Annotated in this window: 31 protein-coding genes; 11 read left to right on the top strand and 20 right to left on the bottom strand. The window is 42.2% G+C overall.

From position 1 onward, the window contains the following. Window positions 1-23: 23 nt before the first annotated feature. The 7 genes from grpE to gpr form a co-directional block, all read right to left on the bottom strand. Window positions 24-557: a nucleotide exchange factor GrpE gene (grpE, locus tag H0266_RS01370; RefSeq protein ID WP_181470598.1), complete on the bottom strand. Its 534-nt coding sequence runs from the start codon at window positions 555-557 to the stop codon at window positions 24-26. Window positions 558-678: 121 nt separating this feature from the next. Beyond that, on the bottom strand, window positions 679-1,701 hold the full coding sequence (gene hrcA, locus H0266_RS01365; protein WP_181470597.1) for a heat-inducible transcriptional repressor HrcA: 1,023 nt from the start codon (window positions 1,699-1,701) through the stop codon (window positions 679-681). Between the two features lie 98 nt (window positions 1,702-1,799). Beyond that, window positions 1,800-2,939: a radical SAM family heme chaperone HemW gene (gene hemW / locus H0266_RS01360; RefSeq protein WP_181470596.1), complete on the bottom strand. Its 1,140-nt coding sequence runs from the start codon at window positions 2,937-2,939 to the stop codon at window positions 1,800-1,802. 72 nt (window positions 2,940-3,011) lie between these two features. Beyond that, window positions 3,012-4,826, bottom strand: a complete 1,815-nt coding sequence (gene lepA, locus H0266_RS01355) for a translation elongation factor 4 (RefSeq protein WP_181470595.1) — start codon at window positions 4,824-4,826, stop codon at window positions 3,012-3,014. A 104-nt stretch (window positions 4,827-4,930) separates the two neighbouring features. Further along, on the bottom strand, window positions 4,931-5,209 hold the full coding sequence (locus H0266_RS01350) for a hypothetical protein (protein WP_181470594.1): 279 nt from the start codon (window positions 5,207-5,209) through the stop codon (window positions 4,931-4,933). A gap of 11 nt (window positions 5,210-5,220) precedes the next feature. Next, the gene (gene spoIIP / locus H0266_RS01345) at window positions 5,221-6,366 is read right to left on the bottom strand and encodes a stage II sporulation protein P (protein ID WP_181470593.1); all 1,146 of its coding nucleotides are present in this window, start codon (window positions 6,364-6,366) and stop codon (window positions 5,221-5,223) included. 95 nt (window positions 6,367-6,461) lie between these two features. Then, window positions 6,462-7,553: a GPR endopeptidase gene (gpr, locus tag H0266_RS01340; protein ID WP_181470592.1), complete on the bottom strand. Its 1,092-nt coding sequence runs from the start codon at window positions 7,551-7,553 to the stop codon at window positions 6,462-6,464. Between the two features lie 158 nt (window positions 7,554-7,711). Here gpr and rpsT point away from each other — a divergent pair, with 158 nt between their 5' ends. Beyond that, a complete protein-coding gene (rpsT, locus tag H0266_RS01335) occupies window positions 7,712-7,972 on the top strand; it encodes a 30S ribosomal protein S20 (RefSeq protein WP_181470591.1) in 261 nt (86 codons plus the stop codon). Between the two features lie 92 nt (window positions 7,973-8,064). On the opposite strand, the gene holA is transcribed toward rpsT, so the two are convergent. Further along, window positions 8,065-9,060, bottom strand: a complete 996-nt coding sequence (gene holA / locus H0266_RS01330) for a DNA polymerase III subunit delta (RefSeq protein WP_181470590.1) — start codon at window positions 9,058-9,060, stop codon at window positions 8,065-8,067. 345 nt (window positions 9,061-9,405) lie between these two features. Between holA and H0266_RS01325 the strand changes: the two genes are divergently transcribed. Further along, on the top strand, window positions 9,406-9,540 hold the full coding sequence (locus H0266_RS01325) for a YqzM family protein (protein ID WP_079479604.1): 135 nt from the start codon (window positions 9,406-9,408) through the stop codon (window positions 9,538-9,540). Window positions 9,541-9,577: 37 nt separating this feature from the next. On the opposite strand, the gene H0266_RS01320 is transcribed toward H0266_RS01325, so the two are convergent. From H0266_RS01320 to H0266_RS01310, 3 genes are all read right to left on the bottom strand, one after another. Continuing rightward, complete coding sequence (locus H0266_RS01320; protein WP_281374227.1) at window positions 9,578-11,755, bottom strand: DNA internalization-related competence protein ComEC/Rec2; 2,178 nt, start codon at window positions 11,753-11,755, stop codon at window positions 9,578-9,580. A gap of 83 nt (window positions 11,756-11,838) precedes the next feature. Beyond that, window positions 11,839-12,405: a ComE operon protein 2 gene (locus H0266_RS01315; protein ID WP_181470588.1), complete on the bottom strand. Its 567-nt coding sequence runs from the start codon at window positions 12,403-12,405 to the stop codon at window positions 11,839-11,841. 65 nt (window positions 12,406-12,470) lie between these two features. Then, window positions 12,471-13,034 (bottom strand): helix-hairpin-helix domain-containing protein, encoded by a 564-nt coding sequence (locus H0266_RS01310; protein WP_181470587.1) that lies wholly within the window; start codon window positions 13,032-13,034, stop codon window positions 12,471-12,473. Between the two features lie 76 nt (window positions 13,035-13,110). On the opposite strand from H0266_RS01310, the gene comER reads away from it, so the two are divergent. After that, entirely contained in the window at window positions 13,111-13,920 is an 810-nt protein-coding gene (comER, locus tag H0266_RS01305) for a late competence protein ComER (protein WP_181470586.1), read from the top strand. A gap of 131 nt (window positions 13,921-14,051) precedes the next feature. Here comER and H0266_RS01300 read toward each other — a convergent pair whose 3' ends face one another. From H0266_RS01300 to H0266_RS01265, 8 genes are read right to left on the bottom strand one after another with little or no spacing between them, the layout of a single operon-like run. Continuing rightward, window positions 14,052-14,777 (bottom strand): class I SAM-dependent DNA methyltransferase, encoded by a 726-nt coding sequence (locus tag H0266_RS01300; RefSeq protein WP_181470585.1) that lies wholly within the window; start codon window positions 14,775-14,777, stop codon window positions 14,052-14,054. A gap of 2 nt (window positions 14,778-14,779) precedes the next feature. Continuing rightward, complete coding sequence (gene rsfS / locus H0266_RS01295; RefSeq protein ID WP_181470584.1) at window positions 14,780-15,133, bottom strand: ribosome silencing factor; 354 nt, start codon at window positions 15,131-15,133, stop codon at window positions 14,780-14,782. 41 nt (window positions 15,134-15,174) lie between these two features. After that, window positions 15,175-15,735 (bottom strand): bis(5'-nucleosyl)-tetraphosphatase (symmetrical) YqeK, encoded by a 561-nt coding sequence (yqeK, locus tag H0266_RS01290; protein ID WP_181470583.1) that lies wholly within the window; start codon window positions 15,733-15,735, stop codon window positions 15,175-15,177. Continuing rightward, window positions 15,719-16,291, bottom strand: a complete 573-nt coding sequence (locus tag H0266_RS01285) for a nicotinate-nucleotide adenylyltransferase (protein WP_181470582.1) — start codon at window positions 16,289-16,291, stop codon at window positions 15,719-15,721. Before H0266_RS01285 ends, yqeK begins: the two co-directional genes overlap by 17 nt. Before the next feature lie 12 nt (window positions 16,292-16,303). After that, window positions 16,304-16,594, bottom strand: a complete 291-nt coding sequence (yhbY, locus tag H0266_RS01280) for a ribosome assembly RNA-binding protein YhbY (protein ID WP_181470581.1) — start codon at window positions 16,592-16,594, stop codon at window positions 16,304-16,306. 1 nt (window position 16,595) lies between these two features. Continuing rightward, window positions 16,596-17,429 (bottom strand): shikimate dehydrogenase, encoded by an 834-nt coding sequence (gene aroE, locus H0266_RS01275; protein WP_181470580.1) that lies wholly within the window; start codon window positions 17,427-17,429, stop codon window positions 16,596-16,598. A 14-nt stretch (window positions 17,430-17,443) separates the two neighbouring features. Continuing rightward, window positions 17,444-18,544, bottom strand: a complete 1,101-nt coding sequence (gene yqeH / locus H0266_RS01270; RefSeq protein ID WP_181470579.1) for a ribosome biogenesis GTPase YqeH — start codon at window positions 18,542-18,544, stop codon at window positions 17,444-17,446. Further along, complete coding sequence (locus H0266_RS01265) at window positions 18,541-19,068, bottom strand: YqeG family HAD IIIA-type phosphatase (protein WP_181470578.1); 528 nt, start codon at window positions 19,066-19,068, stop codon at window positions 18,541-18,543. Before H0266_RS01265 ends, yqeH begins: the two co-directional genes overlap by 4 nt. Window positions 19,069-19,491: 423 nt before the next feature. Here H0266_RS01265 and sda point away from each other — a divergent pair, with 423 nt between their 5' ends. The 8 genes from sda (at window position 19,492) to sigK (ending at window position 26,278) form a co-directional block, all read left to right on the top strand. Continuing rightward, window positions 19,492-19,659 (top strand): sporulation histidine kinase inhibitor Sda, encoded by a 168-nt coding sequence (gene sda / locus H0266_RS01260; RefSeq protein ID WP_220127080.1) that lies wholly within the window; start codon window positions 19,492-19,494, stop codon window positions 19,657-19,659. Between the two features lie 276 nt (window positions 19,660-19,935). Further along, window positions 19,936-22,275: a Na+/H+ antiporter subunit A gene (locus H0266_RS01255; RefSeq protein ID WP_181470577.1), complete on the top strand. Its 2,340-nt coding sequence runs from the start codon at window positions 19,936-19,938 to the stop codon at window positions 22,273-22,275. Window positions 22,276-22,277: 2 nt separating this feature from the next. Further along, complete coding sequence (locus H0266_RS01250) at window positions 22,278-22,616, top strand: Na(+)/H(+) antiporter subunit C (protein WP_181470576.1); 339 nt, start codon at window positions 22,278-22,280, stop codon at window positions 22,614-22,616. Further along, a complete protein-coding gene (locus tag H0266_RS01245; protein WP_181470575.1) occupies window positions 22,609-24,093 on the top strand; it encodes a Na+/H+ antiporter subunit D in 1,485 nt (494 codons plus the stop codon). Before H0266_RS01250 ends, H0266_RS01245 begins: the two co-directional genes overlap by 8 nt. Window positions 24,094-24,099: 6 nt before the next feature. Next, window positions 24,100-24,576 carry a Na+/H+ antiporter subunit E gene (locus tag H0266_RS01240; protein ID WP_181470574.1) on the top strand — a complete coding sequence of 159 codons (477 nt, stop codon included), beginning with the start codon at window positions 24,100-24,102 and terminating at the stop codon, window positions 24,574-24,576. Next, window positions 24,576-24,887: a Na(+)/H(+) antiporter subunit F1 gene (locus H0266_RS01235; protein ID WP_181470573.1), complete on the top strand. Its 312-nt coding sequence runs from the start codon at window positions 24,576-24,578 to the stop codon at window positions 24,885-24,887. Before H0266_RS01240 ends, H0266_RS01235 begins: the two co-directional genes overlap by 1 nt. Beyond that, complete coding sequence (mnhG, locus tag H0266_RS01230; protein WP_181470572.1) at window positions 24,868-25,254, top strand: monovalent cation/H(+) antiporter subunit G; 387 nt, start codon at window positions 24,868-24,870, stop codon at window positions 25,252-25,254. The genes H0266_RS01235 and mnhG overlap by 20 nt, the downstream gene beginning before the upstream one ends. A gap of 310 nt (window positions 25,255-25,564) precedes the next feature. Then, window positions 25,565-26,278: an RNA polymerase sporulation sigma factor SigK gene (sigK, locus tag H0266_RS01225; protein ID WP_181470571.1), complete on the top strand. Its 714-nt coding sequence runs from the start codon at window positions 25,565-25,567 to the stop codon at window positions 26,276-26,278. Window positions 26,279-26,315: 37 nt separating this feature from the next. Here the strand turns inward: sigK and H0266_RS01220 are convergent, their stop codons facing one another. Beyond that, a complete protein-coding gene (locus tag H0266_RS01220) occupies window positions 26,316-26,546 on the bottom strand; it encodes a YrhC family protein (protein ID WP_181470570.1) in 231 nt (76 codons plus the stop codon). Window positions 26,547-26,611 lie beyond the last annotated feature (65 nt).

Here is a 26,611-nt window from a genome sequence, read left to right as displayed (position 1 = left end):
CTTTACAATCTCATCATTATCTATTATTGGTTTACTTTTACCATTGCCGGGCGAATGACCCGGTCTTTCAAACGATACCCTTTTTGCAGTTCTTCAACGACAATGTTGGAATCGTAGTTCTCATCTTCCACTTGCATGACGGCTTGATGAAGGTTTGGATCGAATGGTTCTCCTTGTGCAGGAATCTCTTCGACTCCTTCTTTATCAAGCGCGGCTTGGAATTGGTCGTAGACCATCTTCATGCCATCGGCAAATTTTTGAGCAGATTCACCGTCCACTTCAACTTGAAGGGCACGATGGAAGTTATCCAATACAGGAACCAGCTCTTCTACTAAGCTTTGTGAACGATATTTCCGATCCGCTTCTTTTTCCTTTTGTGTACGGCGACGGAAGTTATCATAATCTGCTTGAAGACGAAGCAGACGATTGTTCAGGTCGTCTCTTTCCTTACGAAGTTGTTCTTCTTCGCTTTGGACTTCTTCTTCGATGATTTCAGCTTCTTGCTCTTGCTGTTCATCTGTTTCATGTAGTACATCTTCTTGTTTGTTCTCTTCCACGACTTACACCTCCTACATTCCCTTTAGCCGTTTTTGACTATAACATGAATGGATGCTTCAGAAAAAGCAATAGACAAAAAGAAACGATGGGAACGGTTCCCCCCATCTCCTTGTCGGTTCTTTAATACCAACCTCGGAACGTGCTCGTCATATGCTTTGAAAGTACATTCATCAATGAAAACATCCGGTTATATTCCATGCGAGTCGGACCCAGCAAAGCGATCGTCCCGATTTGATCTGTGCCAAGTCGGTAACTGGCTGTAATCAAACTGCAGTTCTGCATGGCATCGTAGGGATTCTCCTGTCCAATTCTTACATGAATGCCCTCATCATCTGATCTTAAGAGATCAGCCATCTCACTCTCTTTTTCAATGGTTGCATAAAGAGATCTGACTTTATCTAAATCTCTGAATTCAGGTTGCATGAGGATATTCGTTTTGCCACCGATATATAGTTTCGTGGGTTGCTCCTCGACAAGAGCCGCCTGTAAGTAACGAAAGGCCCCTTCATATTGATCGGTGTGCGATTTCAATAAGTCACCTATTTCTGAATAGAGCTTTTCATGAAGTTGAATCAATGGAACTCCATGTAAACGTGAATTCAGAATGTTGACCATTTTCTCTAAATCGGTAGAGGCTATTTCTACAGGGACATTGAATGCTCTGTGCTCCACATGCCCCGTATTCGTCACGAGTATAGCAATAGCAGACTGATCATTCAGCGGAACAATTTGCAATTGCTTCAGCTTCGTTTCAAACACCTCTGGACCTAGAATAATGGAAGTGTAATTCGTTAAGTCGGATAAAATACCAGCCGATTTTTGAACTACTCTTTCAAATTCCATCATTTTGTCCGCAAATGCCTCACGTATCGTACTGATTTCACGGTTCGATAACCGTAGCGGAGAAAGCAAATGGTCCACATAGAAGCGATACCCTTTTTCGGACGGAATTCGTCCGGAAGAAGAGTGAGTTTTTTCAATAAACCCCGATTCTTCTAAGTCTGCCATTTCATTTCTCACAGTAGCGGAACTAAACGTGATGGTCTCTTTCTTTGAAATAGACCGCGACCCAACAGGTTGAGCGGTCGTGATGAAATCATCAACAATGACTTGCAGTATGAGCAGTTGTCTTTCTGTTAACATCGATGATCACCTCTGTTAGCACTCGGTTTGTCTGAGTGCTAAATCTAATAATAAATTATCAAATGGGTATAAGGTTGTCAACGGTTAACTACCACTTTCTAATCATCTAACAAAAATTCTTGGAAAACTTCATTTCCTAAGATGCGTCCTCTAGGTGTCAGAGCAACCATGCCCTCTTGTTTTTCGAGCAGATTCCGCTCCATTAACTTTGGTATGGCTTCACCGAACACATCCATCATCTCTTTTTCGTATTTCTTTTTGAACTCGGAAATGGATACGCCTTCGGTTTTACGCAGACCTAGGAACATCTCTTCTTCCATTTTTTCCTTGAGTCCGACTGGTTCTTCATGAAGGATCGGTTTGCCGCTAGCCATTGCTTGTTTCGTATAGGCTGGAAGCGGACGAATATTGATCGTTCGTTTACCCGGTAGATAACCATGTGCACCTGCACCAATTCCGAAGTAATACTCATTGTTCCAGTATGTCAAATTATGCTGACTTTCAAACCCCGGCTTCGAGAAGTTGCTAATTTCATATTGATGGACGCCTGCTCCGGCAAGTTTGCGTTGAAGAAGCTCGTACATCTCTGCCTCATCTTCTTCCGGCGGTTTGACCAAAGTCCCTTTTTTATATCGTTGATAAAAGATGGTCTTGGGTTCGATTTGTAATGAATAAGAAGAGTAATGCGGCAAGTCGAATTGCATTGCCTCATCGATGGTTTTCTCAAAATGATCGACCGTTTGCCCAGGCAATGCATACATCAAATCAATGCTGACATTTGTCAATCCAGCCTGAATCAAGCGGTCGACATTTGTATATACGTCTTTCACTTTATGAACGCGTCCGATTTGTTCCAGCATGTCATCGTCAAACACTTGGACACCTAAAGAAATACGATCGACTCCATACTCTTTTAATAAACGTACCTTTTCCACGTCCAAGTCACCAGGATTGGCTTCGAATGTGTACTCGTGACATGCACTGACGTCGAAATGCTCATCGATCATCACAAGCAACCTTTTCAGTTGTTGATGATTGACAGCCGTCGGGGTACCTCCACCGACAAAAATCGTTTTGACCTTGGCTTTCTCTCCAGGGATATACGTGTGAATCTCTTTCTTCAATGCTTCTAAATATTCATCAGCTAAGCGCTCATTATAGAAAAACTTCGTAAAATCACAATAGTGACAAATCTGCTGACAAAAAGGAATGTGGATATATGCAGAAGAAATCGTCATGTTGCTCCACCTTTCATAAGGAAAACCGCAAGAGGGGATCTCCTGCGGCTTCTCTATCATAAATCTTTTCAATTAATCTTCGTTCAAGTCCAGGACAGACATGAAGGCCTCTTGAGGTACTTCGACAGAGCCTACCATCTTCATGCGCTTTTTCCCTTCTTTTTGCTTTTCAAGAAGCTTACGTTTACGGGAGATGTCTCCACCGTAACACTTCGACAATACGTTCTTACGCATCGCTTTGATCGTGGTACGAGCCACAATCTTGTTCCCGATTGCTGCTTGGACAGGGACTTCAAACTGTTGTCTCGGAATCAATTCTTTCAACTTCTCGGCAATCAATTTACCGCGCTCATAAGCAAAGTCTCTATGCACAATGAACGACAAGGCATCAATGGTATCTCCGTTTAAGAGGATGTCCATCTTCACAAGATTGGAGGCGCGATACCCGATCAGCTCATAATCGAAGGAAGCGTACCCTTTCGTCTGTGATTTCAACGAGTCGAAGAAATCATAAACAATCTCAGACAACGGAATCTCATAGACGATGTTAACCCGATTATCATCCAAGTACTGCATGTCCATAAAGTTACCGCGTTTACGTTGGCAGATTTCCATAACTGGACCGACATAATCATTCGGCACCATGATCGTCGCTTTAACGAACGGTTCCTGTACCTCATCCAACGTCTGGTTATCCGGCATCATCGACGGATTATCGACTTCCATTTCCGTTTCATCCGTTTTTCGGACTTTATAAATAACACTCGGTGCTGTCGTAATCAAATCGATTTTATATTCTCTTTCGATTCGCTCTTGAATGATTTCCATGTGTAACATACCAAGGAATCCACAACGGAAACCGAAACCTAGCGCCTGGGAGGTCTCTGCTTCGTATTGCAAGGATGAATCATTCAGTTCTAGACGTTCGAGAGCATCACGTAAATCATTGTATTTATTGGCATCCACTGGATACATTCCGCAGAACACCATAGGGTTCATCCGCTTATACCCTGGCAGTGGTTCTTGAGCCGGGTTATTGGCAAGTGTGATCGTATCACCGACACGAGAGTCTCCGATGTTTTTAATAGAGGCGGTCAAATAACCGACATCCCCGACGTTCAATTCCTTCAGCGGTGTAGGAGTCGGTCGGAACACACCGACTTCATTGACTTCGAATTCTTTACCTGTCGCCATCATACGGATTTTATCGCCTAATTTGATGGAGCCTTCGCGCACACATGTATACGCCACAACTCCACGATAAGAATCATAAAGGGAGTCGAAGATCAACGCTTTGGTAGGGTCTTGTGCATTCCCTTCAGGAGCAGGTATGTCTGATACGATCCGTTCAAGGATTTCATCAATACCTTTACCTTCTTTAGCTGATGCAAGGATAGCATCAGAGGCGTCAATACCGATCACATCTTCAATCTCCTGTTTGATCCGCTCTGGGTCCGCTCCTGGTAAGTCGATTTTATTAATGACTGGAATGATTTCTAAATCATTTTCTAAAGCTAGATAAACGTTAGCAAGCGTTTGGGCCTCGATTCCTTGCGCAGCATCTACGACAAGAATGGCTCCTTCGCACGCAGCTAAGCTTCGGGACACTTCGTATGTAAAATCGACGTGTCCAGGTGTATCGATCAAATGGAAGGTATAATCCTCACCATCATTGGCAGCATAATTGAGTTGTACGGCATTCAACTTAATCGTAATGCCTCGCTCTCGTTCTAAATCCATGGCATCTAAGAATTGCTCTTTCATTTCACGTTGCGTGAGAGCTTTCGTTTTTTCTAAAATCCTGTCCGCTAACGTCGATTTCCCGTGGTCTATATGGGCAATAATCGAGAAGTTACGTACTCTTTGTTGTTTTGATTGACTAGTCAACTTGCATCACTCCTACTAATTTCGGCACAAATAACTAGCCTGATTATAGCAATAGCCAGGACATTATTCAATGTTTACTGCGATTCCTCCTCGATAAAATGAGTTCAAGAACCCGCTGATAGGACTTCCGATAAAATGAGAACAATTCCATTAAAGCTGACGGCCACCCCTTCGCCAATCCCTCCAGCAAGTTGACTGATCCAAGGGATGTCCTCTTCAACAACTGGTGCATCACACTCCGGATGGCTCGTTGTATCTTGGACGCTAGGCGCCGCATTTGTCTCCACGGCGCCATTTTCCTTCTCTTGATTCTTGTCTATTCCATAAAGGGCTCCTGAAAAAAATAAGGCAATAGCGAGTAGGACGACCATTAATCCTTTCATGCTTCTTCCTCCTAGTCCCCAGAAACTTTCTCAGCATCGTGCATATAATCAGCAAATACTTCAGCGAGCACATCAGCAGAACGATACAATTCATCGAGGTGATTATAAACACCTCCAAATTCAATAAGGATTGCATTTGGATTCAAATCCTGATTGTACACTCCGTCGACACCTGATCCTTTTTTCGTAATGACACCGCGACTGATGCCAGGATATGCATCTTCAAGCCTCTGGTGCATCTCTGTGGCAAACGACAAGTTCTCTTCATAATTACTGTGTTCTGCTCCGATGACAAATGCAAAGCGGCCATATTCTTTTCCGTTGATCGTAGTCGTCGTATGTTCTTTTGCAATGCTGTCCCTGTGCAGATCAAAATAATAGCGTAACGACTCGTTCTGGCCAATAGCTTCCTCTACGACCGGTCGTGCAACATCGTAGGATTGATAGTGCTTCCAGCCTTTGTCCCTCAAAATGTCCATAAAGTTTGTTTGTTCTACTTTCGCACCGATTCCTCTCTGTTCTAACTTTTCCCCCAACCGTTCGCCGACCAATGTAATGTTGACTTTGCCGTCATATGCCGTTGACTCGTCAGGCAAATGCGGGTAAAACGACTCCTCATTGTGAGTGTGGTAAATGTAAACTTGATCTTCTCCAAGCGTTTCTGGATTCTCACTAGAGTCAGGAGTCTCTTCCTCGATGTTTCCTGTATTTCCTCGTTCCGCTACATCAAGGGGCGGTTCAGACTCAATCGGAATCGTCGTATAGTCCGTTCCTTTACCCGCAATGATGATTTGACTGTTGTAAGAAGATAACCCCGGAATTTCTCTGCCAAGTAAACTCCTCGGATCGTTCGGGGTTAAACTCGTCAGAAGCTGAAAGGTAAGCGTTGAAAATGTCGGCAGACGCTCCCCCTCTGGATGAGCCCCTTTGAATGCACGGTTCTCCATTTCGAATAGATAAATGAAGGAACTTCCTTCAAGCTTTGTGGTCACATTTTGAATGGTTTCTGAATAAAGCCGGTACGTGCTCTTCGCTCCAGTCAAAACTCCGATCCCGATGAATAATAAGACAAGGACAGCAACAGCAACCCCTAGCCATTTCGTTCCTGCTTTAAAAGGATGCCTTGGCTTTCTTCCCCATTTATGAAAACGGCGCATAAAAAAATCCTCCCCATACGAACTCTATCTAGTAAATCGTATGAGAGAGGACTTTTTAATAGAACCCTCTTCTATTCTTTTATAAAGGTAAGTTGTTACCTCGAGTAGGACTGAGCTTCTCCGTCTTCTACGCCAGGGTGAAGTGCTCCATTGATTCCTGTTGCAATGACGTGCGCCATGTCTCTGATGAAGCCGTCTACTTCTTTCGGTGTAACCATTAAGTTATGACCGAGAGGAGTCAGCACTTCTTTAATAAGCTGTTTTTTCTCTGCTTGACTGAGTTGTCCAAACATCCCGAGCACTGCTTGGCTTTGTTCCTCATTCGGTAGGTCCTCATTCGTTAACTCTTTTCTCTCAAATGGATTCAAGGCTGGTGATAGAGCATTAGAAGGAGCGTCCTTTTCTCTCCACTCTCTACCAAAGTGCTTCAAAACATAGTCGATCGCATCACTTGTAATCGTCACAGCATCGACGACAGTCGGAACGCCTACTGAAATAACGGGTATGCCATAGGTTTCTTTACTGATTTCCTTACGCTTATTGCCCACACCTGAGCCTGGGTGGATTCCCGTATCCGATAACTGAATGGTCGCATTGATGCGGTCGATTGACCTTGAGGCTAGAGCATCCACAACGATCACAAAATCCGGTTTTACTTCCTCGATGATCCCGTGAACCATGTCACTCGTTTCAATCCCAGTTGTCCCCATTACTCCTGGCGTTACAGCTGACACCGATCGATAGCCATCGGCGACCGTTTCTGGCTGCAACTCAAATAAGTGACTTGTAACAAGCACTTTCTCCGTCACCCAGGGTCCGAGAGCATCAGGCGTGATATGATGGTTCCCTAAACCCACGACTAAGCCTCGTTGTTTCTCATCGACCCCCATATCTTGCAAAAGCTTTCGTAACTGCCCTGATAAAACTTTTGAAAGGTTAGCCTGAAGCTTTGTATCCTGTTTACGAATCGCTTGAGATTCTAATGTAATATAATGACCAGCCTTTTTCCCGATTCTCTCAGCACCTATTTCATCTACGGTCACATATGTGATTTTGATATCATTTTTTTCGTTTTCATGTACTTCCACACCATCGGAATCCGACGAAGATGGGTCGTCTTTTACATTCATCTCTTGAGCTTCAAGGGCTAAATCGGTCCGAACAATGAACTTTTCCTTCTCTTTCATGCGCCATTCCTCCTTATGTCCATTTTCTCCCACCCTTAAAGAAACTATGCAAATTAAGAGAAGGATGCATATATCTATTGAAAACAGGGACTTGCTCTGGTAGAATGTCTCTTGTTCGATATGAATGAGTCTTTTGTTTTTACCTAGGAGGTGAAACCATGCCTAACATTAAATCAGCTAAAAAACGTGTACGTGTAAACGATGACGCTCGTTCCCTAAACGCAGCATTCAAATCAGATATGCGTACAGCAGTAAAACGTGTAGAAAAGCTAGTCGCTAGCAAAGATGCGGATAGCGCGAAAGAAGCCCTTCCAACAGCCGTTAAGAAAATTGATAAAGCTGTCCAACGAGGTGCTCTTCCTCAAAACACGGGTAACCGTAAAAAATCTCGCCTGACTAAACAAGTAAACGCATTATAATAGTCAGTTCTTATGACCAACAAGCGATCCGTCTTCTGATTGGATCGTTTTCTATTTAAAGAAAGCCCTTCGAATTTAATCGAAGGGCTTTTTTACGCTTGCTGTTTAACTTGTATTAATTTATACAACAGCAATTCGAAGGCAAGCGGTTTGTCTATCTTCCCCTGCTTCAGCGTATGGTCCGTTTGCGCAAGCTGTTCCATGATATGGTTCAGTTCTTTTTGTGTGAAATATCGCTCCCTCTTCAGAGCCATCTTTATAACGTAAGGATGAGCCTTGATATAATTCCTCATTTGATTCTGACCATAGCCCTTTTGTTTTAACACTTTTGCCTGACTAATGATCCGGAACTGAGAAGCAAGAAGTGCCGTTAAAGCAATGGGTTCTTCATTTAGTTTCTCTAAATCCTTATACAGTTGAATCGCTCGTCCTAAATCGCGTTCCATGACAGCGTCGACCAGTTTCAAGCCAGAAGCTTCTGCGCTATGTGAGAGCAACTGTTCAGCCAGTTCTTTCGTAACGACACCGCCCTCCCCAACATTCAATGCAAGCTTTTCCATCTCACTGCGTAAAGCCATCAAGTTGGTTCCAATTTCACGGGAAAACAATTCGTAAATATCTTGCGGGACAACGATATGTAGTTCATCAGCCAAGGTCTTGATCCATTGATCAATATCCCATTCTTTGACTGGTTGGCAGGGGATGATTTCACCTTGTTTCTTGAGCTGTTTAAACACTTTTTTCCGTTCATCGAGTTTTTCATACGGAGCAACCACGATCAACACCGTGTAATCAGCCGGATTTTGGATATACTCAAGGAGCGCATCGACATCATGTTCAAAGGATAATTTATCGGGCTTCCCTTTAAGAAAAACAGGGTTATAAGCAATGACGACTTTCTTTTCACCTAAGAAAGGAAACGTCTCTGCATCCGTTACAACCTCTTCAATCGGCGTTTCTTCTAGATCATATTGTGATATATTGAATTCTCGATCATCTTTATGCAACGTTTTCTCAATAATTTTATTCTTATTCTCTTGTATTAAATAAGATTCTTCTCCATATAATACATATACGTGTGATTTCACTGTTTCGTCCCTCTCAAAAAAGAATACGGCGACCCCCGAAATCGGGGAGTCAGTGACACTATTTTATGGTGCATTTATTCTTCTGTCAAAAAAGTGACACCGAAATCGCCGTATCAACCATCTATATAAACGCCATTCGAGAAGCCCCGGGTGCTTCTGAAGAGGACGATGCTTTCCCTCTCTTCTCGTTTAGTTTGACCGCTTCTTTGATAATTATCTGTGACAAGTCTTGCTAGCTGAGCCAATGAAAAAATCGGTAAAGGAATTTTGGAATTCCTACGAGTTGATTGTAGATTTTTACCGAAACATCGCTTATACTTAGAATTGGATATAGGAGGGGTAACAATGAACGAATTCAAGAAGGATATTCAGTCCAAGACTAATGACGTTATCGACTCTGGATTAGGGTTTGTATTTTCATTCGTTTTCTTCTTCGTCATTTTCTTCATCGGAGTTGTATTTTCCGTTATTGGACAATAAGAATACTTAACCAGAAAGACTGCCTAGGCAGTCTTTTTTAATTTGCTCTCTTTTCTTTTGATCTGTTTGCATTATACGAGAGAAAGCTTGAAAACGTTCCACTTTGCCCAGAAAAAGTATATTGGACACTCCCGTGTTCGCTTGTTACATATATGGTCGAATGATTTCTCTCAAGGCGTTTTAAGACGTCTGCATGTGGATGTCCATACCGGTTGTTTCTCCCAGCGGATATTAACGCCACACTCGGATTCAGCATTGTTACCCATTCCTCTGAAGTGGAGGTATCACTACCATGGTGACCGATTTTAAGAATATCGATATCCAGACTCGGATATCTTTCCATAATTTGCGCCTCCATTTCTTTTGATATGTCACCTGTAAACATCCACTTCTTCCCACCGAACGCGCTAGTCAGAACCAATGAATTATCATTCGAATCTTGTGTATCCTCGTAAGGATGAAGGATCTCAAAACGATGGTCTTTAATTTCCACCACATCACCAGCTTCCATCCGAGCCACCTTAACCCCTGTTTCTTCTTCATCATAAAATGAACTGACAACCAACGCCTCTACATTCAATTCCTCAATCAAATAAGGAACACTTCCGTTATGATCGGAATCTTCGTGAGACACAATTAACGCATCGATCGTATCGATTCCTCTTGATTTAAGAAATGGAAGAATAATTCGGTCTGCTGTTTTGCGCTTATTTTCTGTAAATATAGGAGGTCCGGCTGCATCAACGATAATGACTCCCTTTCTATAAGGAAGCTCAATAACGAACGTATCTCCTTGGCCAATATCAAGCATCGTAACCGTACCTTTAGAAGAGAAGTACGGCAGCATACTAAATAAGGAAATGATCACAACCATTCCTGTGCCTGCCACAATAGTCTCACGCAGCCTATTTTGACTCCACATGGCCATCATACAAATAAAAGCTCCCAAGGAAAGTATCATGTAGAAAGGACTCATCTCCCCAACGACCCATGATATCCTTAGCGGTTCTAACCCCCATTCAAAAAATTGTAATACTAAAGCGTTACTTTGTGAAAGGCTCGCCGATAGAAACAAAGAGACTGCAGGCACCATTAAGCTCGTAATCACAAGAACAATGGAAAAAGGGATGACGACAAATGAAAAATACGGAACCAGCAGCACATTGGCTACTAATGATAAGGGATTGAATTCATAAAAGTAATGAATTTGTATAGGTAAAATAGACAGCTGACTGATCAAGCTAATTTGGGCTGAAGTGACCCACACATTAGGGGAATTGGAAAAAACTGAAAAAGAGAGAATCAAACTGAAGGTTACGAGGAAAGAGAACTGAAATCCGATTTGCGAGAAATATGAAGGAGATACGATAAGTAGACCTAACGCAATGAAGGAGACGATATCTGTTAAAGGAACTTTCAATCGGAAATAGGGTAATAACAGAACACATACAGCCATAAGAGAAGCTCTCAGTACAGAAGGAGCCGCTCCAGCTAAAAAAGCATACATAGGAAGCATCAGAAATAACAACACCTTCGCTTGTTCTTTCGTCCCAATACCTAGCCTGTAAATGAGGAGATAAACACCTGTAATAAATAAACCCACATGAAGGCCCGAAATGGCTAAGATGTGAGAAAGGTTAAAGTCCCGAAACCACTGCACGGTGCCTTCTTCCAAGTGATCTTGCTCACCAAATACTAAAGCAGCTACCCATGCGAACGCTTCTTTTGAAAGTGCGCCTTCCACTTTTTTCATCAAGGCGACTCTCGCTTCATATAAATGAGTGATTTTCGAATGCCCTTCACATTTGAGTTGATTTGGGGAACTCAACTCTACCTGACCATGGACCGATTGACGAGCCATAAACTGTCGATAATCAAATTCTCCGGGGTTTGTCGCCCCATCGATCGGCTTTACCTCTCCTCCAACGGCACACGTTGCTCCGTGTTTCCATGAAACCGGGAGGGCTGATGATTCTTTTCCAAAGTAGGTAATAAGCCGGTGATCTTTAGTTTGGGTGTCGTACACGACCAGTTGTACTGTTTGAGAGGTGTATTCAAGATCTTTGATCACTACCGTTGAAGACAGGTGGGTGGGTAATATAGAGGGTGAAGTGGGAGGGGATAAATAGACGTAACCGAACAAAAAGAATAACAAGATTAGAAAGAACATTCTATGATGTAAAAGAAAGAACCCCCAGAGGAACAATAGCACCATCATAATGAACAAATCCATACCAGAAAGTCTTGAAGTTACCCCGCCAATGACGAAAGCCAAGACGGGGAGATGGAGCGATCCTTTCATGATTGGTTTTGATGAGGGACATGGAATAAGTGACGGGCCCTTCTTTTCATTTCATCAACACGTGAATCGCCTTGTTCCTCTAATTCATCGATTAAATCTGCAACGAGCTTCTGCTGCTCATAGTGAACAGGGTCGATTTGTAAAGGCACTTGCTTCGTCTTTACCCCTGCTTGTTGAAGAAGCTCAATGGCATAATGATCGTTTTTATAATCTTCACTGTAAAACACCGCTTTTATCCCGGCCTGGATAATGGCTTTCGTACAATGGATACAAGGAAAGTGCGTAACATAGATTTCGGCACCATCTGTCGTCACACCGAATTTCGAGCATTGCAACAGTGCGTTCATCTCGGCGTGGATGGTTCTGACGCAATGTCCATCGACCACGTAGCATCCTTCATCAATACAGTGAACGCCTCCCGTCACACTTCCGTTGTACCCCCCTGCAATCATCCGCTTGTCTCTGACAACGACAGCTCCAACAGCTAATCGCTCACACGTGCTTCTTGATTTAAGTAAATAGCTCTGCGCCATAAAGTATTGATTCCATGAAATTCGATCCACTATGTAACCTCCTATACAAATTTGCATTCAGTGTACCCTTTCACATCTTCATTCGTCAATATTCCCTAAGGAATGCGAATCTCATCTTCCATTCCTTCAAGCGTCTTCTCGCCTATACCAGAGATGTTAAGCAGTTCCTCTTTACTTGAAAAAGGTCCATGCTCTTCTCTGTAGTCCACAATGGCTTGGGCTTTGGAAGGACCAATACCACTCAGTCCTTCAATTTCTTCTTTTGTTGCCTGATTAATGGGGAGAAATACAGAAGCTGATGAGGCACTAGTAGGAGCAGATTCTCCAATGGGCAAGACAAGAATAACCATCTCATCTTGCAGTAATTGAGCGAGATTTATACTTGTGACATCGGCACTCCCTGTCATCCCCCCTGCCATACTAATGACATCATCCACCCTCATACCTGCTTTGACAACATACACTCCAGGCTTCACGACCTCCCCTTTCAAATCCACCTTCATTTCTTTTGGTTCATCTATTTCATCGTTTAGACCCGTCTCTACTTCCAAGCCTTTAACAGGTGTAGCCACAGGATTTTCTTCTTGCCCTTGTGCAAAGACGAAAAGAAAAATAAGAATCAGTCCGACCATCCATCCATATCTTTTCAACATCATCATATATCGTTCGCCTACTTTCATAATTCAATTTTCTATGAATAAAAATATGGGAGTGACCAAATAAGGAGGGATTCCATTGAAGTGGGGAATCATCGGCACTGGTAACATGGGGAGCATGTTAGCAACTGCTTTGACCACCAGCGGAGCTATACAAGAAGAAGATTTGTTCGTTTTTAACCGATCGACAGAAAAAGCTCAGGCCCTTTGCCAATCATTCGAAAACGTTACGGTTTCAACGGACTTATCAAAAATGGCCAGAGTGTGTGATGTGTTGTTCATGTGTGTAAAACCGCACGACTACAAAAAAGTCCTCGAGGGGATTGCAACTGAATTAAAAGAAGACCAATGCCTCGTATCCATCACAAGTCCTGTATCTGTTGAAGAGTTAGAACAAGTCGTCCCTTGTCAAGTAGCACGTATCGTACCTTCCATAACCAATCATGCGTTCGCAGGCGTCAGTTTATTCACGGTTGGTACTCGCGTCTCAAACGACTACAAAAAAGCTTTAGAACATGCTTTTAAGCAATTCTCTACACCGGTCGCTGTTGAGGAACCATTTATCCGTGTTTCTTCTGACATCGTCTCATGCGGACCAGCTTTTGTAAGCTTTCTACTAAAAGAATGGATTACAGCTGCTCATCAAGTGGCGGGGATTTCCGAGGAACAAGCTACCCAGCTTACGGAACAAATGATCGTAGGCCTCGGACAATTGATTTCTCAAGAGATTTTCAGTCTTGAACAATTAATGGAGAAAGTTACGGTTAAAGGCGGGGTAACGGGAGTAGGCTTAGAGGCGCTGGAGAATCATACTGGAGATTTGTTTAAGGAGATGTTTAAAGCGACACAACGAAAACATTTAGAAGATAAACAACAGATTGATTTCTAAAATTTATTATTCGACATAAAAGAAAAAAATCCTTCTTTTTTATTGCTGACCGATCGCGTACATTCCGTTCTGTTTGGGGTCACCAGTCCAATAAAAAAATGCGCTCAAGTAGTTTTCCTTGAGCGCGTTTTTTATTTTTGACAAACAAAAAACAAACGGTCGCCTCTATCAGAAGGAGTAGTGTCGAAGTCAGCATGGATTTGTAAAAGGTTGAACCCCGCTTCTTGAATCCATTGTTTTAACTTCTGAGCAGGATAGGCCCTCTGTTTATGTTGTTCATCAAATCTCTGGTATTGTGCTTGATCTTGCACGAAAAATGTAAGGTCATGAATGACGCTGTTCGGCTCATTCGCAGGATCGCAAAACCAAATATAGGATAGGTCATCATACACTTCCGCAAAGGTTTGTCCATAGAGATCCTCTGTTACATGTTCAACGGAATGAACATCAAACAAAAACATTCCCGAAGCAGATAAAGCTGTATAAGCGTTCGAAAAAGTCGCCTTCACTTGCTCTTCTTCTGTAAGGTAGTTGATCACATCACAGAAGCTGATTACACAATCGTAATCAGCTAACCCCTCTAGATTGGTTATATCTTGATTCAACCATTGAATGGCAGAAGAGGATTGTTGCTCCGCAATCGTCAACATGTCTTCTGACAGATCGACACCTGTCATGAGAAACCCTTTTTCATGAAGACGTCGTGTGATTTCACCTGTGCCACATCCTAAATCCAGAATCCGCTTTGCATTTGGGTGATAGGTCTTCAACATGTGACTCGTATAGGCTTCCCACTGATCATATGGCGCATCTGCCATTAAGCGATCGTAGACTTGAGCCATTTTTCCATAGCTCATAATCAGCCTTCTATGCCTTCAATATGAACCGTAGAAGCATCGCCCCACAGGCGTTCTAAGTTATAGTAATGTCGCTCGTCCTTATGGAAAATGTGACAGACGACACCATTCAAATCAACTAGGATCCAACGGGCCTGATCAAACCCTTCCATTCGCTTTACATCGATCCCTTGTTCATCTGCCTGATTCTTTAATTCTCTTGCAATCGCCTGAACCTGTCGTTCGTTGGAACCTTCACAAATCAGGAAATAATCAGCGATGAGTGAAACATCCGACATATCCAAGACGACAATATCATTCGCTCTTTTCTCATCACAGGCTTGTGCTGCTAAATTTACGAGTTCTTTGCTTTCCATAGTCTTCCTCCCTTAGTCATCTTACTTTTCTCTATACCTTATTATATGAAATCATTGTAAGCATGAAACGTGTCCGGATAAACCGTCCGCCCTTTTTCTACTAGAAAAAGAATGGTGTTCTTTAATGCGAGTCGGCAAGCATCATCAAGATTTTTGTTCGCTAATTCACGAACTTCATCCACACCAGGAAAGTCTCTGCCAGGCTCGATATAGTCCGCTAGAAAGACGACTTTATCTAATGTGCTCATGTGTTTTTTACCTGTTGTATGACATGTAATGGCACTTATAACAGCAGCGTCACTTATGCCGAGCTCTTTTTCAAGCATCAATGCTCCTACAGGACCGTGCCATAGCTCATGGTGGTAATCAAGCAGGTCTTTAGGTAATCGTCGATCTGTCTTGATCCATCGCTCCATTTCTTCTAAAGGTTTATACTTCGCATAGTCGTGGAGAGCCGCAGCAATTTCTACTAATTTCACGTCCACATCGTATTTCTTAGCTAAGTCAACCGCTTGCTCAACAACACGAACGGTATGCTCGTATCTAGAACGTTTCAGATGTGGTTCAACATAGGTTAAGGCTTCATTACGAGTCAAGTTCATACAGCTGATGCTCCTTTATATAGTGATCAACCGAATCAGGTACCATGTATCGCACACTCTGTTTCATTGCAGTCCGACGGCGAATGATCGAGGAAGAAATCCCGACAAGCGGGACCTCTACTTGGTGCACCGGAATGGACGGGTCCCACGGATAGCCCGGCCGCTTGACACCGATGAATTCTACCATTTCCGTTAGTTCCTCGATCCGGTTCCACTTAGGTAGGTGCTCAACCATATCTCCCCCGATGATAAAATAAAATTGATCATCGGGAAATTTACTTTTCAATTCAGTGATTGTATCTACTGTGTATGAGGGCCCTTCCCTCGTCATCTCAATACCACATACTTGAAAATGAGGGTTCCCTTTGATGGCTTGCTCTACCATCGCCAGCCGGTCTCTGGATGAAACGGTGGCCTTTTGTTTATGCGGAGGGATGTGTGAAGGTAAAAACCATATTTCATCTAATCCCATTTCCTCATAAGCCAATTCCGCCATAAGTAGGTGTCCTAAGTGAGGAGGATCGAACGTTCCTCCAAGGATGCCAATTCGTTTCATGAGAGATCTCCTTTACGGCAACTCGATTTGTTTATTTTCTTCTGATTCTTTATATAGAATAATGGTATTCCCGATCATTTGTACGATATGTGCTCCGGTTGCCTCTACAATCTGTTCTGCTACCTGCTTGTTATCGTCGAAATTATTCTGCAAAATACTGACTTTAATTAATTCCCTTTTTTCAAGTGCTTCATCGATTTGTTTGGTCATATTCTCATTCACGCCTGCTTTACCAACCTGGAAAATAGGTTGCACTTCGTGTGAGATCGTACGTAAATGTTTTTTCTGTTTACTTGTTAACATTCTATACCCCTTTCAGTTTGCTTTCGAACTCATCTAGTAGTTTGAATGCGTCAGGATTTGTTCCTGTCCAAATTTTGAATGCGTATACCGCTTGCTGCAAGAGCATTTCGTGTCCGTAATGTAGGCTGGCACCTTGTGCTTTCGCATCTATTAGAAACGCTGTTTCCATCGGTCTATAAACTATATCGCTAACGACAGCACCTGGCTTCAGTCGTTTTAACGAGATAATGGCCTGATTGTGGTTCGGACTCATCCCAACAGATGTAGTCTGAATCACAACATCATATCTGGCTAAATCCTCTTCGGCTTCTTGTAAATCCAAAGCTTTTGATTTCACCATTGTATCATTCATTTCGAGCAAGGCCTCGGCCTTTGCCGGTGTCCGATTCGCCACGTCCACGCGCGCAACACCGGATTGGATCAGGGCATGATAAATTCCACGCGCCGCTCCTCCACTTCCCAGCATAAGGATTTGAGCTTCATTATGCAGTCTTTCCGGGAACCGATTCTTTATAGAGTCGACGAATCCAATCCCATCCGTATTATACCCAATCCAACCACGCTCTGTTTGTTTGACGGTGTTTACGGCTCCTAATACTCGTGCACTATCATCCAGGTCAGTTAAATGCGGAATGATGGTTTCTTTATAAGGAACCGTGACGTTAAATCCATCGAGTCCTTCTTTTTTCAAAGTTTCTATATAGCTATCGAATGATTCAGGCGAGGTTTCAAATAATTCATACGTTCCTGATACATTTTGCTGTTCCATCAACCGCTCATGGATCCAAGGAGAGAGCGAGTGACCAACAGGATAACCAACCAAACCTAATTTCATCTTGAACGGCCTCCTTAAATCAGTGAATCACGCAAGGATACTTTTACACCTTCTGGTACATGAGCCGTAACGGTTATATCCCCTTCTGGAATGGTAATCCAACCTAAGCCTGAGAAAACAAGGTCTGTTTTGTCTTCATTAATTTTGAAAGTATGCCCCTTCAATGGAGGCAATTTCTCCATTGTTTCAGCATCTGGAGGAGAAAGCAGCTCACCTAGATGATTCTCATATAGTTCATCTGCCTTTTCAAGTTTCGTACGGTGAATCGGCAACTCATTAGAAAAGTAACATACAAAGGAAGTCCGGTCCCCAGCAACAAAGTCCAAACGAGCTAATCCACCAAAGTATAAGGTTTGCTCTTCATTAAGCTGAAAGACTTTTGTTTTGATTTCTTTCCTTGGTGTAATGACTTTCAAATCTTGATCGGATACATAATGAGCCATCTGATGACGTTGAATAACCCCAGGTGTATCGTAAAGGGAACTTCGTTCATCCAATGGAATATCAATGAAGCCGAGGGTCGTACCTGGGAAGTAAGATGTTGTAATAGCATCCTTTACACCTGATGTGTTAGATATCAACGTATTGATGAATGTCGACTTACCAACATTCGTCGTGCCTACCACATAAACATCTTTGCCTTTACGGTACTTATCAATCTCATTTGAGAGCTCTTCAATGCCTTGATTCTTCTCAGCAGAAATCAAAAACACATCTTTTACGGACAACCCTTGGTCCTTGGCCGCCTTTTTCAACCATAATTTCACTTTTCCTGGGTTGACGGATTTCGGTAACACATCCATTTTATTTCCGACGAGGATGACCGGATTATTTCCCGTATGACGTTTTAACCCTGAAATAAAGCTCCCGTTAAAATCGAAGATATCAACGAGCTGTACAACCAACCCTTCATTTTTACTGATTTGATTTAACATTTCTAAGAAATCGTCGTCTTGATAAGGAACGTCTTGCACTTCATTATAGTGTTTTAACCTGAAACACCGTTTGCAGATTACATCTTCGCGCTCCAACGCAGATGATGGTGCATAACCTGGTTGATCTGGATTAGTGGTTTGAATTTCGATACCACAGCCTTGACAGTAGATCGTACTCATGAATGATTTCTCCTCTCCCATGTGATTTTTCCTTTTCTACGCATCCAGTTAAGGATTCTGCGTTCAATTTTACGATTGATTTGCGTGAAGAAACCATCTGTTTCAACAATCGGAACAACGAGAATCGTATGGAAGCCCGCCAAGTTCCCTCCAAGTACATCAGTCAGAAGCTGATCACCTATGACGACCACTTCGCTTTTATCTAACTCCATCTCTTTTCTTGCTTTTTTGAATGCTTTCGACAATGGTTTACGTGCACTATAAATAAAAGAAGTCTCTAATGGCTCAGAAAACAATTTCACTCGCGCTTCTTTATTATTAGAGGCAATCGTCACTTGAATGCCGTGATCATTCATTTTTTTGAACCAACGTTTTATTTCATCTGTCGCATCTTCAACATCCCATGCGACCAATGTATTATCTAAGTCAGTTATTACACCTTTCACGCCTTTTTCCTTCAATACAAGAGGATCAATGTCAAAGACACTCGGCACATGTTCATTTGGTAAGAAATTATTCAGCATATTTTTCACTCCATCTCGTAAACAACGGCAAAATCTCCTTCACCATCATATACAAAATTAGTCGATGTTTCAAAAACTCTTTCAACAAATCACTAAAAACCGCCATCCCTATTGGCTCTGCACATCAAGGGTTCTATTGAATATAGTAAAACAGATGACTAGTTGACTGGTGATTTTGAATAAATAAGAACAAAAATCGTTCGACAATTACCGACACGTCTTACCTGTGGATAACTTTATACACAATTTCCACATGGTTGAACACGTTCAATGCAGTCACTTTGGAAAATTATTCATATAGTTATCTACACTTACCTGTAGATAACTACCAGATTGTGGGGTTTTACAGGTCATGGTAAGGTTAACGTACAAGCAAATGAACAGGTTTTAGAAACATTGAATGACACGGGAGGTGGCTGTCACATGAGTGACAGAGGTATGAAGCAACTATCTGATTCCCTGCTAATACAATCTTACCACAAAGCTATAGAACTCAATCTTTCGCAAGATTTCATCGATCAAATCAAATTGGAGATACGAGAAAGATCCCTTCAACACCTCATCAAGGAACAAGCATCCCAAGTTAGTTGATCTATCGACACCCTAACAAGATTTGACAACATGTATACATAAAGAAACTCGCTAGCTAAAATGCAGCGAGTTTTTTTATTTATTTTTTTCTCCCCATTTACATGTGTCTCTTCTTATTTAATAGGGAATACTAAATAAACATGCTGCTGCACACACTACAGTTGATCACAGTTGAATAATCATGCTTTTTTTGATTACAATTGAATCAACAGAAAGTTTACCCGAACAATTCACATAGATGACGCTGAAACTAACGTCAAGGGAGGAGCCATCAAAATGTTATTGGCTGTATTATTGCCTTTTATCATTGCTATTATTATTCCATTTCTAAGTAAATGGAAAGACAAGATTCACCCCGGTTATTTCGTAACGATTATACCGGCACTCATTTTCATTTATTTTGCTCGATTCTTAGGATCAAACTTTGAACCAGTTATGAGAGAATACTCATGGATCCCTTCGCTGGATATCAACATGGTATTTTATTTAGATGGTCTTAGTCTTTTATTTGTGTTGCTTATAAGCGGAATCGGAGCCCTAGTTGCCTTTTATTCGATTTTTTATTTACATAAATCGGAGCAACTGGGACATTTTTATGTGTATTTCTTACTATTTATGGGCTCGATGCTCGGAGTAGTGTTGTCTGACAACGTGTTCGTACTCTATAGTTTTTGGGAATTCACATCTTTATCATCTTTCTTGTTAATTGGTTTTTGGAACTATAAAAAAGAGTCCAGATATGGAGCATTGAAGTCTATGCTCATCACCGTATTCGGTGGGCTGAGCCTTCTCGGTGCTCTCGTATTCATGACAGTTCTCACGAATACGACGAGTATCCAAGAAATGATCAGTCAGCAACAGCTGATTTTAAACAGCGAGTATTTTCCTTTGATTCTCGCTCTATTGTTGCTAGGTGCCTTTACGAAATCGGCTCAATTCCCATTTCATATTTGGTTACCTGATGCTATGGAAGCTCCAACTCCAGTCAGTGCATACTTACACTCCGCTACCATGGTTAAGGCGGGAATCTACCTAGTTGCCCGTTATTCACCTATGCTGTCTTCAAGCGACTGGTTCTTCATTATCGTATCAAGTGTAGGGATTATTACGCTATGCTGGGGCTCTTACATGGCCGTGAGACAAACAGACTTGAAGGGGATCTTAGCCTTCTCGACAATCAGTCAACTCGGAATGATCATGTCCATGCTAGGATTTGGTACAAAAGTGGCCGTATTCGCAGCAGTATTCCATATTCTCAACCACGCAACATTCAAAGGTAGCTTATTTATGGTTGCTGGAATTGTCGACCATGAAGCTGGTACAAGGGACATTCGAAAATTAGGTGGTCTGATGACCTACCTCCCAATCACGGCAACACTTGCCCTATTTGGAACGTTTTCTATGGCGGGAGTTCCCTTACCATTCCTTAACGGTTTCTATAGTAAGGAGCTTTTCTTTGATGCCTCCCTACATTTAGATGAAATTGCAAATGTAGGAGTCGTCGGTTTTATAAAAATGTTGCTTCCGTATCTTGCCGTCTTCGGGAGTATATTCACGTTTGTGTATTCAGTGTACTTCTTCTTCGGTACCTTCCGCGGGAAGTCTCATTTAGAAGAATTACCGAAGAAACCACATGAAGCACCAATCGGGATGCTCATTTCCCCGATCATCCTAATCCTTGGTGTGATTCTGATCGGATTGTTCCCTAAATGGATCAATGAGCCATTTATCGCGCACGCAGCAAGCGCAGTCAAAGGGTTAGAAGTTCAGAAGGAGATTTATTTCTGGCATGGGTTCTTATATCCACCACTGATCATGTCGATCACCGTTCTTGTATTCGGGACAGTTTTATACCTATCAAGAAAGCAATGGGCACCTGTGTACCGAATCATTCCTGGTGTTTTGAGCATGAACAAGTTTTATGATGGCTTAGTCGACCGCTTAGAGACATATTCTTCAACCGTGACAAAAGGGTATATGAATGGCTCATTAGGCCGTTATGTCCGCCTCGTGTTAGCAGCCATTTTGATTGTAACGTTCGCCTTCATGGCCATTACCGGAGGATTTACTGTTGATACAAGCAATCTAGCTGACGTTTCGTTACCGGAGATATTCGTCGCGATCACAATGGTGATTGCTGCCGTAGGTACGATTTTGACGAATAACCGAATTACAGCCATCTTAATACTAGGTGTTGTCGGTTACGGATTATCGATGCTGTTCGTTTTATACCGTGCACCTGACCTGGCTCTGACCCAGTTAATCATTGAAACCGTGACGGTAGCTCTCTTCTTACTCGTGTTTTATCACTTGCCGAAACTACGTAAAAAAGAAGAAGCCGCTAGTACACGCATGTTAAACTTAATCATCTCTGTCGGATTCGGCGCTATGATGACGATGATTGCGATTTCCGCTCACAGTAGCAAATGGTTCGAGTCCATCTCCAGTTACTTTATCGATAACACCTACAAGTTGGGTGGAGGAGATAACATGGTCAACGTTATCCTCGTCGATTTCCGTGGGCTAGATACGCTATTTGAAATCGTCGTACTTGGTATAGCCGCCATGGCGATCTATGGATTGATCAGATTACCTGGTAAAAAGGAGGAGAAGTAAACATGGAATTCATTATGGCCATACTGGCTGGTATTTTGTTTACTACGGGAATTTATAACCTCCTTCAAAAGCAACTTCTAAGAATTATCATAGGGACAGGGCTCATTTCACATGGTGCCCACCTATTCATTCTTACAATGGGAGAATTGAAGACTGGAAAACCACCGATATTGACTGAAGGAGTAGAAAATTACACCGATCCTCTCCCACAAGCGTTGATCTTAACATCCATCGTTATCAGTTTCGGTGTAACAAGCTTATTGTTAGTGCTCGCTTACAGAGCATCCCAGGTCAACGGAACAGATAATATGGAGCAATTGAGAGGGAATGATTATGAGTAATTTAGCTGCACTACCTATCATCTTGCCGCTACTAGCAGGAATTGTAGTGGCTTTCATTCATAAGAAAACAAAAATAGTCCGAATCCTTTCACAAGTGATTTCAGTTGTGAACTTGATTGCTGTTGCCTGGGTTTTTCTTCAGGTTCAACAAAATGGATCCATCATTTTAGAGACAGGGGGTTGGGCTGCCCCTTACGGCATTATTCTTGTCGGGGATCTATTATCGATGACACTTGTTTTAACGACAAATATCATTGCTGTTGCCTGTGTTTTCTTCGCCCCTCAATCGCTATCCAAACATCAGGAAGAGTACTATTTCTATAGCTTCTTCTTCCTTTTGGTCGCTGGTGTGAGCGGAGCTTTTTTAACTGGGGACTTATTCAACCTGTTCGTATTCTTTGAAGTCCTGCTGATGGCTTCTTACGGCCTCATCGTTTTAGGAAACGGGAAAGTGCAACTTCGGGAATCGATTAAGTATGTATTGATCAACTTATTTTCATCCATGCTGTTTGTTACGACAATCGCTTTCTTGTATTCCGTCGTCGGAACCGTGAACATGGCTCAAATCGCAGTCCGTGTGCAGGAAGTTGAGCAGCAAGGAATATTAACGACAATTGGTATATTATTCTTCTTCGTGTTTGCAACGAAGGCAGCTGTATTCCCGCTCTACTACTGGTTACCAAGACCGTATATTTCACCTAATCCAGTTGTGAGCGCATTGTTCGGGGCATTATTGACGAAAGTCGGGATCTATTCCATACTCCGCACTTTTACACTTATGTTCAATCAGGATGTACAATTGACGCATACACTGTTTATCTATTTAGCTGCTCTGACGATGTTATTTGGGGTCATCGGAGCTCTGTCAACGCATAACGTCAAACTGATCATAGCCTATAACATCATTCCAGCTGTTGGATTCATGCTTATGGGAATCGGGATTTTCAGCGAAGTCTCAATCAGTGGAACCATTTACTACTTGGTTCACGACATGATCATCAAAGGAGCGCTCTTCCTTTTAGTGGGAGCCCTTGTGTATGTAGCTGGGACATCGGATTTACGTAAAATGGGTGGTTTGATCCACCATCATCCTGTTCTCGGCTGGATGTTCTTCATGGCTTCACTTGTACTAGCAGGAATACCTCCCTTTAGTGGATTCATAGGGAAACTATTACTGTTAAGAGGCGGCCTTGCCCAAGATGAGTTGATGATTGTGATTGTAGCTTTAATTTCAAGTTTACTGATCTTGTTCTCCATGATTCGGATCTTCATCCGAGGGTTCTGGGGAGAGAAAACAGAAAACCCCTATCCTGAAAGGAAACGAAAAGCGGCGAAAATGGCTTGGCCTGTCGCCATTTTGCTTTCCTTCTCCGTCTTACTTGGTGTAGGAGCTGAATGGTTCTATCCGACTATCCAAAGCATCGCTGAATATTTAATGGATCCACAAATCTATATCGATTCTGTGTTAAAGGAGTAGAAGCAGATGCCATTACAAATTGTAATCAATATTATCATTGCCATCATGTGGATGTTCCTTAGTGAAAGCTATGAATTTTCGACATTCGTCGTCGGGTATTTGCTAGGAATCGGATTATTGTTCGTCCTACAACGATTTATCCCGGATTCCTTCTATATGAAACGTGTTTGGAAGTTCATTAAATTGATCTTATTATTTGTCCGAGAGCTCGTACTCTCCAACCTTGATATTGTCAAACTCGTTTATAAACCCAAGCTAGACATTGAACCTGGGATTTTCACACTCCCTATTGATCTTAGAAGCAATTTTGAAATAACTCTACTTGCCAATTTGATTACGCTGACGCCTGGAACACTTTCTATGGCCGTCAGTGATGATCATACTAAGATTTACATTCATGCGATGGATATTCCGGACGTAGAGAAATCCATAACTGATATTAAGGAAACATTTGAAAAAGCGATCATGGAGGTGACTAGGTAATGGAGCAAATATTAGATGTCACTCAATCGCTCATAGAATACACGACCTTGATTTGTATCACAGGAGTAGCCGCTTCTGTCATTATTCTCCTTTACAGAGCAATCAAGGGGCCAACGAACCCCGACCGAGCTGTAGCGCTTGATATTATCGGTATCAACCTTATGGCCCTAGCAGGCTTGATCGCCATCCTGCTTGTTACTACAAAGTTCAATGACGTGATTTTGCTCATTGGTATTTTGCTTTTCATCGGAACGGTAGCCTTGGCGAAATTCTTAGAAAAGGGTGTTATCATTGAGCGGGACATGGATTAACTTACTATTTGATATAGCCATCTGCATCTCTTTGTTAGTCGGTACCTTTTTCATCGTATCTGGTTCCATCGGGATCTTACGCTTCCCTGACGTTTACACACGTCTTCACGCAGCAACAAAAGCTTCAACGCTCGGAGTAGCCGGCATTATGATTGGAGCTTTCTTATTTCTATTCATTGAACACGACATCGTCAGTGGAAAACTCTTACTCGGGATTGTGTTTGTCCTGCTGACTGCTCCCGTTTCCGGTCATGTGATTGCCCGGGCTGCATACCGTAGTGGTGTTCCGTTATGGAAAGAAAGCGTGAAAGATGATTATGCGAAAGCTTTAGAAGCTGAAAAAAAACAAAATAAATCAAACGGTTAACCTTAAAGGCACATACATTCCATGTATGTGCCTTTATTTCGCATTTAAAGCCTCGCCTGACAACGATTCACTCCTTTTTCAATATATGAGGTATTTGTGAATCAAAAAGCTCACTACCCCCTCTTCTGTCGTTCTCTGTCTACACGTTCTATTCGATTTGCGGGAGTCGCAAAAAATCACTGACTAGGAGCACATCCTTTGTTTTCGTAATTCGTACAAGTCTATTTCGTTGTGGTCAAGCACAGCTTAGGATTTACCTACATATGTATGTGATAGGCAGTGGCCTAATCTACGAGGAGGTGCGCGTCCTATGAGTAGCTTGATCGCATCTATTCTTTACTTTTTCAGAGAATCGTTATTTTTTATGTCTTACGTTAAAAATCAAGCGTTCCCAAACCCTCTTTCTTCAGAAGAAGAGGCAAAGCAGTTGAAGCTTATGGCTGAGGGTAGTCACGAAGCCCGTAACACTCTAATCGAACATAATTTACGCCTAGTCGCACACATCGTAAAGAAGTTCGAGAACACGAAAGAGGACTTTGAGGATTTAATTTCTATCGGGACGATTGGCTTGATCAAGGGAATCGAGAGTTATTCCACAGGCAAAGGTACGAAGCTCGCAACGTATGCAGCTCGATGTATCGAAAATGAAATACTCATGCACCTCAGGTCAACAAAGAAGACAAACAAGGACGTCTCCCTCCAAGACCCTATTGGTCATGATAAAGAAGGGAATGAACTGAATTTACTCGATATTCTTCAAGCAGATGTTCAGGATATTGTTGAGGAAATTCAACTTCATATGGAACTTGAAAAAATTAAAGACTTCATCACCGTTCTGGATGAGAGGGAAAAAGAAGTGATCATCTTTCGCTATGGATTAAATCAAACAGAAGAAAAAACGCAAAGAGAAATCGCTAAAGAACTAGGGATATCCAGAAGTTATGTGTCCAGAATTGAAAAAAGAGCACTCATGAAAATATTTCATGAGTTTTATAAACAGAGTAAGCAAGGGAAAAAAGCATAAAAAGCCACCCCATAAAAAAGGAGTGGCTCTCGTTTCGTTATTGATCTTCTCTCAATGACTGATTCCAGCGCTTCAGCTTGATCGACAATACGAATGCCGTCAATAAAGTGAGTGCGAGTACAGGGTAAAGATAGAGATGAAGATCAGTCTTATACTCATAAAGACTGATCAACGTTCCTATATATAGATAAATAGATAAAATCAGTAACGTGGCAATGAATCGTTTATAGTCTGAGATTTTATTCTTCATCCACTCGTTAGAATTCATGGATGACTCACCTCCTGCTACGAATATTATTGTAACATAATAGATTCGCTACGGAGGTGGTAATG

This window comes from Halobacillus locisalis, assembly GCF_013694105.1.
Taxonomy (GTDB): Bacteria; Bacillota; Bacilli; order Bacillales; family Halobacillaceae; genus Halobacillus; species Halobacillus locisalis.
The sequence above is the reverse complement of the archived record's forward strand: the minus strand, read 5'-3'. Positions and strand labels throughout refer to the sequence as shown.

What these genes read in the sequence shown, in the direction of transcription:
- hrcA (WP_181470597.1), bottom strand. Translation starts at nt 1,701, where the DNA reads ATGTTAACAGAAAGACAACTGCTCATACTGCAAGTCATTGTTGATGAT.
- H0266_RS01240 (WP_181470574.1), top strand. Translation starts at nt 24,100, where the DNA reads ATGCCATTACAAATTGTAATCAATATTATCATTGCCATCATGTGGATG.
- yhbY (WP_181470581.1), bottom strand. Translation starts at nt 16,594, where the DNA reads ATGTTAACAAGTAAACAGAAAAAACATTTACGTACGATCTCACACGAA.
- H0266_RS01255 (WP_181470577.1), top strand. Translation starts at nt 19,936, where the DNA reads ATGTTATTGGCTGTATTATTGCCTTTTATCATTGCTATTATTATTCCA.
- H0266_RS01325 (WP_079479604.1), top strand. Translation starts at nt 9,406, where the DNA reads ATGAACGAATTCAAGAAGGATATTCAGTCCAAGACTAATGACGTTATC.
- spoIIP (WP_181470593.1), bottom strand. Translation starts at nt 6,366, where the DNA reads ATGCGCCGTTTTCATAAATGGGGAAGAAAGCCAAGGCATCCTTTTAAA.
- H0266_RS01250 (WP_181470576.1), top strand. Translation starts at nt 22,278, where the DNA reads ATGGAATTCATTATGGCCATACTGGCTGGTATTTTGTTTACTACGGGA.
- H0266_RS01350 (WP_181470594.1), bottom strand. Translation starts at nt 5,209, where the DNA reads ATGAAAGGATTAATGGTCGTCCTACTCGCTATTGCCTTATTTTTTTCA.
- H0266_RS01285 (WP_181470582.1), bottom strand. Translation starts at nt 16,291, where the DNA reads ATGAAACGAATTGGCATCCTTGGAGGAACGTTCGATCCTCCTCACTTA.
- yqeK (WP_181470583.1), bottom strand. Translation starts at nt 15,735, where the DNA reads ATGAACTTGACTCGTAATGAAGCCTTAACCTATGTTGAACCACATCTG.
- rsfS (WP_181470584.1), bottom strand. Translation starts at nt 15,133, where the DNA reads ATGGAAAGCAAAGAACTCGTAAATTTAGCAGCACAAGCCTGTGATGAG.
- H0266_RS01265 (WP_181470578.1), bottom strand. Translation starts at nt 19,068, where the DNA reads ATGCTGAATAATTTCTTACCAAATGAACATGTGCCGAGTGTCTTTGAC.
- H0266_RS01220 (WP_181470570.1), bottom strand. Translation starts at nt 26,546, where the DNA reads ATGAATTCTAACGAGTGGATGAAGAATAAAATCTCAGACTATAAACGA.
- hemW (WP_181470596.1), bottom strand. Translation starts at nt 2,939, where the DNA reads ATGACGATTTCTTCTGCATATATCCACATTCCTTTTTGTCAGCAGATT.
- H0266_RS01235 (WP_181470573.1), top strand. Translation starts at nt 24,576, where the DNA reads ATGGAGCAAATATTAGATGTCACTCAATCGCTCATAGAATACACGACC.
- gpr (WP_181470592.1), bottom strand. Translation starts at nt 7,553, where the DNA reads ATGAAAGAGAAGGAAAAGTTCATTGTTCGGACCGATTTAGCCCTTGAA.
- H0266_RS01310 (WP_181470587.1), bottom strand. Translation starts at nt 13,034, where the DNA reads ATGATGATGTTGAAAAGATATGGATGGATGGTCGGACTGATTCTTATT.
- H0266_RS01320 (WP_281374227.1), bottom strand. Translation starts at nt 11,755, where the DNA reads ATGGTGCTATTGTTCCTCTGGGGGTTCTTTCTTTTACATCATAGAATG.
- sigK (WP_181470571.1), top strand. Translation starts at nt 25,565, where the DNA reads ATGAGTAGCTTGATCGCATCTATTCTTTACTTTTTCAGAGAATCGTTA.
- rpsT (WP_181470591.1), top strand. Translation starts at nt 7,712, where the DNA reads ATGCCTAACATTAAATCAGCTAAAAAACGTGTACGTGTAAACGATGAC.
- aroE (WP_181470580.1), bottom strand. Translation starts at nt 17,429, where the DNA reads ATGAAATTAGGTTTGGTTGGTTATCCTGTTGGTCACTCGCTCTCTCCT.
- H0266_RS01300 (WP_181470585.1), bottom strand. Translation starts at nt 14,777, where the DNA reads ATGAGCTATGGAAAAATGGCTCAAGTCTACGATCGCTTAATGGCAGAT.
- yqeH (WP_181470579.1), bottom strand. Translation starts at nt 18,544, where the DNA reads ATGAGTACGATCTACTGTCAAGGCTGTGGTATCGAAATTCAAACCACT.
- H0266_RS01245 (WP_181470575.1), top strand. Translation starts at nt 22,609, where the DNA reads ATGAGTAATTTAGCTGCACTACCTATCATCTTGCCGCTACTAGCAGGA.
- sda (WP_220127080.1), top strand. Translation starts at nt 19,492, where the DNA reads ATGAGTGACAGAGGTATGAAGCAACTATCTGATTCCCTGCTAATACAA.